Annotated in this window: 7 protein-coding genes; 6 read left to right on the forward strand and 1 reads right to left on the reverse strand. The window is 73.6% G+C overall.

Going from position 1 to position 9268, the window contains the following annotated elements:
- Window positions 1-62: 62 nt before the first annotated feature.
- On the reverse strand, window positions 63-1151 hold the full coding sequence (locus ACWDCZ_RS37185) for an NADH:flavin oxidoreductase (RefSeq protein ID WP_449818226.1): 1089 nt from the start codon (window positions 1149-1151) through the stop codon (window positions 63-65).
- Window positions 1152-1533: 382 nt separating this feature from the next.
- Between ACWDCZ_RS37185 and ACWDCZ_RS37190 the strand changes: the two genes are divergently transcribed.
- The 6 genes from ACWDCZ_RS37190 to ACWDCZ_RS37215 form a co-directional block, all read left to right on the forward strand.
- A complete protein-coding gene (locus tag ACWDCZ_RS37190; RefSeq protein WP_074002290.1) occupies window positions 1534-2286 on the forward strand; it encodes an oxidoreductase in 753 nt (250 codons plus the stop codon).
- Window positions 2287-2315: 29 nt separating this feature from the next.
- Window positions 2316-3512, forward strand: coding sequence for a cytochrome P450 (locus tag ACWDCZ_RS37195; RefSeq protein WP_049658615.1), 1197 nt, complete (start codon window positions 2316-2318; stop codon window positions 3510-3512).
- Window positions 3509-6973: a carboxylic acid reductase gene (gene car, locus ACWDCZ_RS37200; RefSeq protein ID WP_449818227.1), complete on the forward strand. Its 3465-nt coding sequence runs from the start codon at window positions 3509-3511 to the stop codon at window positions 6971-6973. The genes ACWDCZ_RS37195 and car overlap by 4 nt, the downstream gene beginning before the upstream one ends.
- Window positions 6974-6985: 12 nt before the next feature.
- A complete protein-coding gene (locus ACWDCZ_RS37205; protein WP_049658964.1) occupies window positions 6986-7333 on the forward strand; it encodes a nuclear transport factor 2 family protein in 348 nt (115 codons plus the stop codon).
- 120 nt (window positions 7334-7453) lie between these two features.
- A complete protein-coding gene (locus ACWDCZ_RS37210; RefSeq protein WP_449818228.1) occupies window positions 7454-8497 on the forward strand; it encodes a glycosyltransferase in 1044 nt (347 codons plus the stop codon).
- A 123-nt stretch (window positions 8498-8620) separates the two neighbouring features.
- On the forward strand, window positions 8621-9268 hold a 648-nt coding region (locus ACWDCZ_RS37215), incomplete at its 3' end, for a cytochrome b (RefSeq protein WP_449818229.1).

The raw sequence follows: 9268 nt of genomic DNA on the forward strand, positions 1-9268 counted from the left end.
GTTCCCGCACACACGCCGCGGGCCCGGCCCTCCTTCTGTCAGCCGGTCAGCCGGTCCGGTGGTCAGACCAGGGTCGCGAGCACCGACGGGTCGTACGGGACCGCCCCGGCCAGCCCGCCGCCGAGCGCCCGCTCCGCCCAGTCGGGGTTGGCCAGCAGCGGCCGGCCGACCGCGACCAGGTCGAACTCGTCGCGTTCCAGCCGCTCGACCAGCTCCTCGATGCCGGTGAGCCCGGCCGGCCGGGTGAAGCCGTCGGTGAACACGCCCTCGCCGTACTGGCGGTCCAGGCCGACCGAACCGACCGTCACGGCGGCCCTGCCGGTGAGCTTGCGCGCCCAGCCCGCCAGGTTGAGGTCGCTGCCCTCGAACTCGGGCAGCCAGTAGCGGCGGGTGGACGCGTGGAAGGCGTCGACCCCCGCCTCGGCCAGCGGGGTCAGCAACTGCTCCAGCTCCTCCGGGCTCTCCGCGATCCGGGCGTCGTAGCGGCCGACCTTCCACTGGGAGAGCCGGAAGAGGACCGGGAACCCGGGGCTCACCGCCGCCCGGACGGCCTGCACCACCTCGGCCGCGAACCGGGCCCGGGAGGCCGGGTCGCCGCCGTAGCGGTCGGTGCGGCGGTTGGTGCCGTGCCACAGGAAGTCGTCGATCAGGTAGCCGTGCGCGCCGTGCAGTTCGACCCCGTCGAACCCGAGCCGCTCGGCGTCCGCGGCGCCGCGCGCGAAGGCGGCCACGGCCTCGTCGATGTCCTGCTGACTCATGGCCCGCCCGGCCGGGCCGCCGTCCAGGCCGATCCCCGAGGGCCCCTCGGCGGGCGGTTCGGTGCCCGGGCGCTGCACCCCGGTGTGCCACAGCTGCGGGACGATCCGGCCGCCGGCCGCGTGCACCAGCGACACCACCCGGGACCAGCCCGCCAGCGCCTCCTCGCCGTGGAACCGGGGGACCCCGTCGTAGGCCGCGGCGGCGGGGCGGCCGATGTAGGTGCCCTCCGTGACGATCAGCCCCACCCGGTGGGCCGCACGGCGGGCGTAGTACTCCGCGACGTCCGGGCCCGGCACCCCTCCGGGGGACTTCATCCTGGTCATCGGCGCCATCACGATCCGGTTCGGGACCGTCAGGTCGCCCACGGTGAACGGCTCTCCCAAGCCCGCCATTGTTCCTCCCGAGTTCGTCTGAATTCCGGGCCGGACGCCCCGGGCGATATCCCGCCGCGCCGCGGCGGTGTTTCCGTCCGTCTCATACCGGAGGTCCGTGCGTCGGCAATTCGACGATTATCGGGGCTATCGTTCCCGGCGTCCAGCGGCATCGGCCCGCCCGGCGGCCGACCGCCTTTCTGCACCGCGCCAGGCGATGCACTGCATCGACACAATCTTCTTGACCTTGCCGAAGCGGGTCGCGGATAGTGGTCCGCGGTGGTTCCGCGCCGCCCTTCCGCACCGGCACCGGGCCGTACCCGCCCGTACGCCGAAAAGCGTCTCTTCTGCCGAAAGGCGTCGCGGACAGGTTTTCCGACCAGGGAGAGGCGGCGGAACCGGAATGGAACGGGAATTGGCCGGAAAGCGGGCGGTGGTGACCGGCGGAAGCCGCGGCATCGGCGCCGGCATCGCACGGAAGCTGCTGGAGAGCGGCGCCACCGTCGTCACCACCGCGCGCAAACCGACCGGGGACACCCCGGCCGAATCCGCCTTCGTACCGTCCGACCTCAGCACCGCGGCCGGTGTCCGGGAATTCGCCGACACCGCGCTGGAAATCCTCGGCGGCGTGGACATCGTGGTCAACAACGCCGGCGGGTGTAGGACCTTCCAGAGCGCACTGGACATCGAGAAGGACTGGCAGTACACCGTCGACATCAATTTCCTCTCCGCCGTCCGGCTCAATTCCGCACTCGTCCCCGCGATGCGTTCGGGAGGCGGCGGCGTCATCGTCCACATGTCCTCGATCGCCACCGTCTCGTCCTATCCGGTGATCCTGCACTACGCCGCCGCGAAAGCCGCCCTGGAGGTCTACCACAAAGGGCTGGCGACCGAACTGGCGCCGGACGGCATCCGGGTCGTCGCGCTTTCCCCCGGGAACGTCATGACGCCGGGCGCGGACGAGGCCAGGGACGGGATCGCCGACTACCTCGGGCTCGGGACGGACACGGCGGACTGGGCCGAGGGGATCCCGCTCGGCCGGATCGGGCGCACCGAGGACATCGCCGAGGCCGTCGGGTTCCTGGTGTCCCCGCGCGCCTCCTGGATCACCGGCAGCAACCTCGTCATCGACGGCGGGCGGATCGCGGCACTGTGACCGCCCCCGGGACCGGAAGGACTGACAACATGACCGCGACGGACGACGGGCCCCGCGCCTATCCGTTCGGCCCGACGCACCGGCTCGACATCGACCCGGAGCTGGCCGCGGTCTGCGGCGAGCAGCCCGTGCTGAGGGTCCGTCTGCCGTTCGGCGGGGACGCCTGGCTGGTCAGCCGCTACGCCGACGTCCGCGCCGTGCTGGCCGACCCCCGGTTCAGCCGCGCCGAGGCGGTCGGCGACCACGTGCCCCGCACGGTCTCGGCCGGCCTCCCCCGCACCTCGATGCTGAGCATGGACCCGCCCGAGCACACCCGGCTCCGGCGCCGGGTGGCCAACCCGTTCACCCTCCGCCGGGTCGAGGCGCTGCGGCCGCGCGCCCAGGAGATCGTGGACGAGCTGCTGGACGCGATGATCGCGTCGGGCTCGCCGGCCGACCTGACCAAGGCCCTGACCTGGCCGCTGCCGGTCACCATGATCTGCGAACTGCTCGGGGTGCCGCTCGCCGACCGCGACCGGTTCAACTCCTGGGTCGACGGCCTGCTGACGCTCTCCGACCCCGAGCTGTCCGCCCGCGACCGCGGGCACCTGAACGACTACCTGGCGGGCCTGGTCGCCGAACGCCGGGTCCACCCCACCGCCGACCTGCTCGGCGAACTGGCCTCCGTCGAGGGCGAGGAGAACGCGCTCACCGAGGAGGAACTGGTCGGCCTCGGGGTCAGCCTGCTCTCCGCCGGCCAGGAGGCCACCGCCAACCAGATCGGCAACTTCGTCTACACCCTGCTGACCCGCCCCGAGCTGTGGCGGGAGCTGGTCGCCGATCCCGGTCTGATCCCCGGCGCGGTGGAGGAGCTCTCCCGGGTCGTCCCGATCAGCGCCACCGCCGGGTTCACCCGGATCGCCGTCGAGGACCTGGAGCTCAGCGGGCAGAAGATCCGCGCCGGCGACGCGGTGGTCGCCGAACTCGGGCTGGCCAACCGGGACCCGGAGGTCTTCGAGCAGCCCGACCGCATCGACTTCCACCGCAGCGCGTCCCCGCACGTCACCTTCGGGCACGGCGTGCACCACTGCCTCGGCGCGCAGCTCGCCCGGATGGAACTGCGCACCGTGCTCGGCTCCCTGGTCCGCCGTCTGCCGGGGCTGCACCTCGCCGTCCCGCCCGAGCGGATCAGCTGGCGCACCGAACGCCTCATCCGCGGGGCCGACGCCCTGCCGGTCGCCTGGTGAGCTCCGCCACGGCTGCCCTGCCCCCGGCGGAAGGGCCGGGCGCGACGGGGCAGTCGGAGGCCGTACGGGCGGCGCTCGCCGATCCGGCCACCAGCCCGGCCGAGATCATGGCGACCGTCATGGCGGCCTACCGGGACCGGCCCGCCCTCGGCGAACGCGCCCGCGACCAGGCGACGGGGCGGCTGCTCCCGAGGTACGACACCGTCAGCTACGGGGAGTTGTGGGCCCGCGTCCGGGCGCTCGCCGGGGCCTGGGCGCACGAGCCCGGGTACCGGCTGGCCCCGGGCGACCGGATCTGCGTCCTCGGCTTCAGCAGCACCGACCACGCCACCGTCGACCTGGCCGGCGTCCACCTGGGCCTGGTCTCCGTGCCGCTGCACGCCAGCGCGCCGCTCTCCCAGCTGGCGCCCATCGTCGCGGAGACCGGGCCGCGGCTCCTCGCCACCAGCGTCGAACGGCTGGACACCGCCGTCGCCGCGGTGCTCGGGCAGCCGTCGGTCCGCCGCCTCCTGGTGTTCGACCACCACCCCGGGGTCCCCGCCGAGCGCGCCGCCGTCGAGGCCGCCGCCCGGCGGCTGACCGAGGCCGGCGGCACCGCCGTGCTCGACACGCTCAGCGCCGCGGTCGGGCGCGGCGCCCTGCTGCCCGACCCCCCGCTGCACGTCCCCGCCCCGGGCGAGGACCCGCTGGCCCTGCTCCTCTACACCTCCGGCAGCACCGGCGCCCCGAAGGGGGCGATGTACCCGCAGCGCCTCGCCCGCAACGCGTGGTGGGGATTCGTCTACGGGCCCGCCGACGTGCCGTCCGTCGTCGTCCACTACATGCCGCAGAGCCACCAGGCGGGCCGGATGTCGGTGCTGGGCACGCTCGCCCGGGGCGGCCTGGGCTGCTTCACCGCCAGGAGCGACCTGTCCTCCCTGTTCGAGGACATCGCGCTGGTCCGGCCCACCGAGCTGACCATGGTCCCCCGGATCTGCGACATGCTCTTCCAGCGGTACCGCGGCGAACTCGACCGGCGGGCCGGCGAGCCCGGCGACGTCGACGCGGCCGTCAAGGCCCACCTGCGGGAGACCGTCCTCGGCGGGCGGGTGGCGAAGGCCTTCTGCGGGACGGCGCCGCTGTCCGCCGAGGTCGCGGAGTTCGTCGAGTCCTGCCTGGGACTGCACCTGTACACCGGGTACGGCTCGACCGAGGCCGGCGGGGTGCTACTGGACACCGTGGTGCAGCGCCCGCCCGTCCTCGACTACAAGCTGGTCGACGTCCCGGAGCTGGGCTGCTTCCGCACCGACCGGCCGCACCCGCGCGGCGAGCTGCTGCTCAGGACGAGCGCCGCCATCCCCGGGTACTACCGCCGGCCCGAGCTCACCGCCGCCGTCTTCGACGAGGACGGCTACTACCGCACCGGTGACATCATGGCCGAGGTCGGACCGGACCGGCTGGTCTACGTCGGCCGCACCAAGGACGTGCTCAAGCTGTCCCAGGGCGAGTTCGTCACCGTCTCCCGGCTGGAGGGCGTCTTCCTCGGCAGCCCGCTGGTCCGGCAGGTCTTCGTGTACGGCAACAGCGAGCGCTCCCACCTGCTCGCCGTGGTGGTGCCCACCCCGGAGGCGATCGCCCGCGCCGACGGCGACCCGGCCGCGCTCAAGCTGCTGATCGACCGGGAACTGCGGCGCACCGCCCGGGAGAACGGGCTCAACCCGTACGAGGTGCCCCGGGACTTCCTGGTCGAGACCGAGCCCTTCAGCCCGGCCAACGGCCTGCTCTCCGACAGCCACAAGCTGCTGCGCCCCCGGCTCCATGAACGCTACGGCGCGGCCCTGGAGCGCCGCTACGCCGAACTCGCCGACGAACAGGGCCGGCAGCTGCGGGAACTGCGCCGGACCGGTGCCGACCGGCCGGTCCAGGAGACCGTGAACCGGGCCGTGCGCGCCGTCCTGGGCCGGGCCGACGCCGGCGCGGACACCGGCGCGCGGTTCACCGAGCTCGGCGGCGACTCGCTCTCCGCGCTGTCCTTCACCACCCTCCTGAAGGAGGTCCTGGACGTCGAGGTGCCGGTCGGCGTCGTCCTCGGCCCGGCCACCGACCTGGCCGGGGTGGCGGCGTACGTCGAGGCCCGGCGCACCGCCCCGGGGAGCAGGCCCACGGCCGCCTCCGTGCACGGCGGCGGCGCGACCGAGGTCCGGGCCCGCGACCTCACCCCGGACCGGTTCATCGACGCCCCGACCCTGGCCGCCGCGCCGGGCCTGCCCGGCCCCGCGGAGTCCCCCCGGACCGTCCTGCTGACCGGCGCCAACGGGTTCCTCGGCCGCTTCCTCTGCCTGGAGTGGCTCCGCCGACTGGCCCCGTCCGGCGGCCGGCTGGTCTGCCTCGTCCGCGGCCGCACGCCCGCCGACGCGGCCGAGCGGCTCGACCGGGCCTTCGGCACCGGGGGCGAGGCGTCCCGGCGGTACCGGGAGCTGGCCGCCGACACGCTGACGGTCCTCGCCGGAGACCTCGCCGAACCGCGCCTGGGCCTGGACCGGGCGGTGTGGAACGGGCTGGCCGAGTCGGTGGACCTGGTCGTCCACCCGGCCGCGCTGGTCAACCACGTGCTGCCCTACGCCGAGCTGTTCGGCCCCAACGTCGCGGGCACCGCCGAACTGGTCCGGCTGGCGCTCACCGAGCGGCTCAAGCCCGTCACCTACCTGTCCACCGTGGCCGTGCGCGGCGGAGCCGGGCCGTCCGCGCTCGACGAGGACGCCGACGTCCGGGAGGCGATCCCGCTCCGCCGCCTCGGCCGGGGCTACGCCGACGGGTACGCCGCGGGCAAGTGGGCGGGCGAGGTGCTGCTGCGGGAGGCCCACGAACGGTACGGCCTGCCGGTCACCACGTTCCGGTCGGGCATGATCCTCGCGCACAGCAGCTACCCGGGACAGCTGAACGTGCCCGACGTGTTCACCCGGCTGGTCCTCAGCCTGGTGGCCACCGGGATCGCGCCGCGGTCGTTCCACCGCGGCGGCGCGCCCGCGCGGTACGACGGCCTCCCGGTCGACTTCCTCGCCGAGGCGGTCACCGCGCTGGGCACCCCGGGCCCGGACGGCTACCGCACCTACAACGCCTGGAACCCGCACGACGACGGCGCCTCGCTGGACACCCTCGTGGACTGGCTGGTCGAGGACGGCCACCCGATCCGGCGCATCGACGACTACGACGACTGGTTCGCCCGCTTCACGACCGCGGTCCGGGCCCTGCCGGAACGGCAGCGCACCCACTCGGTGCTGCCCCTGCTGCACGCCTTCGAGCAGCCGGCCGAGGACCGGCCCGCCCCGGCCCCGCGGTTCCGGGAGGCCGTCCGGGCGGCCGGGATCGGGCCCGACCGGGACGTGCCGCGGCTGTCCCCCGCCCTCGTCGCCAAGTACGTCACCGACCTGCGCGGCCTCGGCCTGCTCGACCGGCACCCCTCCCCTTCCCGCCCGCACTGAACGGAGAAGCCCATGGACCAGGACCTCGACGCGACGGTGGACGCCGGACTGCGGCTGCTGGAGGCACGCGACCTCGCCGGCTTCCGGGCCCTGTGCACCCCCGGCGCCACGGTGTGGCAGAACGACGGCGACGGCACCCGGCCGATCGACGCCCGGCTGGAGCGGATCGCCGCGTTCTTCGCCACCGTCGACTCCCTGCGGTACGAGGTCGTGCGCCGGTTCCACAAGCCCGACGAGGTGCTCCAGCAGCACGTCCTGGTGCTGGAGGCGCCGGACGGCACCCGCAGCCGGGTCCACGCCACCACCTACTTCCGCTTCGAGGACGGGCTGATCGCCGAGATCGAGGAGCACCTGCAGTAGCCCCGGATCCCTGGTTCCCTGGATCCGGGGGTCCGTGGGTCCGTGGGTCCGTGGGTCCGTGGGTCCCTGGATCCGTGGGGCCCTGTTCCGCTCAAGTCGCTGGTTCGTCAGGGAGGTTCGGTGACCGGCCGAGTCGTCTACGCGTCGTTCGAGTTCCAGTTCCCGCTGGGCGGCATCCGTGTCCTGAACCAACAGGTCGCGCTGCTGCGGGCCGCCGGCGTCGAGGCGTACCGCTGGACGCCCACACCGGGCTTCCGCTACACGTGGTTCGACGACGACGTGCCGACGCTGTCCGGGATGACCCTGGACCTCGGCCCCGAGGACGTGCTCGTGCTGCCCGAGGTCAGCGTGCTCCCGGGCCGCGACCCGGCGCCCGGCGGCCGCAAGGTCGTCTACTCGCAGGGGCACTACGTCCACTTCCTGACCTGCCCCGCCCCCGGCCCGTACCCGGGCTGGTCGGCCCGGCCGGCCCTGTGGACGGTCTCGAAGGCGGGCGCCGACATGCTCCGCCGCGCCCTGCCCGGGTTCGAACCGCACCTGGTGCCGAACACCGTCGACACCGGGCTGTTCCGGCCGGCGTCGACCGGGCGGGTCCGGCGCATCGCGTGGATGTCCCGCAAGCGCCCCGTCGAGAGCACGCTGCTCCACCGTCTGCTCCACGCCGACCCGCGGTCCAGGGGCGTCGAGCTGTACGACATCCACGCGGTTCCGCACGAGGAGGTCGCCCGCGTGCTGTCGGACACCTCGGTGTTCATCGCCCTGGGAGCGCCCGAGGGCGAGGGTTTCGGCCTGCCGCCGGCCGAGGCGATGGCCAGCGGCTGCCTGGTGACCGGTTACGCCGGCGGCGGCGGAGCGGAACTGTTCGACTCGCCGTCCGCGTGGCGGATCCCGGAGCTCGAAACGGACCGGCTGGCGGACCGGGCCCTGGAACTGCTCGACCTGCCCGGCCAGGACGAGGTGCGGCGGGCGGGCCGCCGCTGGGTCTCCGAGCGGTACACCACCGAGGCCGCGGTGGAGGCGCTGCTCGACGGCATCCGCAAGGCGCGCGCCCTGCCCGGCGGCGCGGCTCGGGCCACCCATCCGACCGCCTGGATGGAGGAGTTGCTGAGGCGCTTCCCGATCCCGCCGGAGGCGTACGCCCGGGTGGAACCACCGACCGCCTAGGACCCGCCGCCCTTCGGCGCACCGACCACCCCGAATGGAAATGGGGATTACCCCCCGGTTATCGTGGGCACCAGTGCGAACCGGGGGCTCCTCCCCGCTTCCTTCGGACCGAGGTGCGTGCACATGACCCGGAATCAGAGCCCTGGGCGGGGGCAGCGGGCCGCCGACTGGGCGGACGGCCGGCTGGGGATCTACTCCCTGGCCAGGGCGAACCTGCGGAAGATCTTCCCGGACCACTGGTCCTTCATGCTGGGCGAGATCTGCCTCTACACCTTCGTCATCATCATCCTGACCGGCGTCTGGCTGACGCTGTTCTTCAAGCCCAGCATGGGCGAGGTGGTCTACGCCGGCTCGTACGTGCCGCTCAAGGGCGTCCCGATGTCGGAGGCCTACGCCTCCACCGTGGACATCAGCTTCGAGGTGCGCGGCGGCCTGCTGATCCGGCAGATCCACCACTGGGCGGCGATCGTCTTCGTCGCCGCCATGTTCGTCCACATGATGCGGGTGTTCTTCACCGGCGCCTTCCGCAAGCCCCGCGAGATCAACTGGGTCTTCGGCTTCCTGCTGCTCTTCCTCGGCATGCTGGACGGCTTCTTCGGCTACTCCCTGCCCGACGACCTGCTCTCCGGCACCGGCATCCGGTTCATCGAGGGCTCGATCCTCGCCGTGCCGCTGGTCGGCACGTACATCCAGATGTTCCTGTTCGGCGGGGAGTTCCCCGGCCACGACATCGTGCCGCGGTTCTTCACCATCCACGTGCTGCTGATCCCG

The sequence above is a fragment of the Kitasatospora sp. NPDC001225 genome, assembly GCF_053597855.1.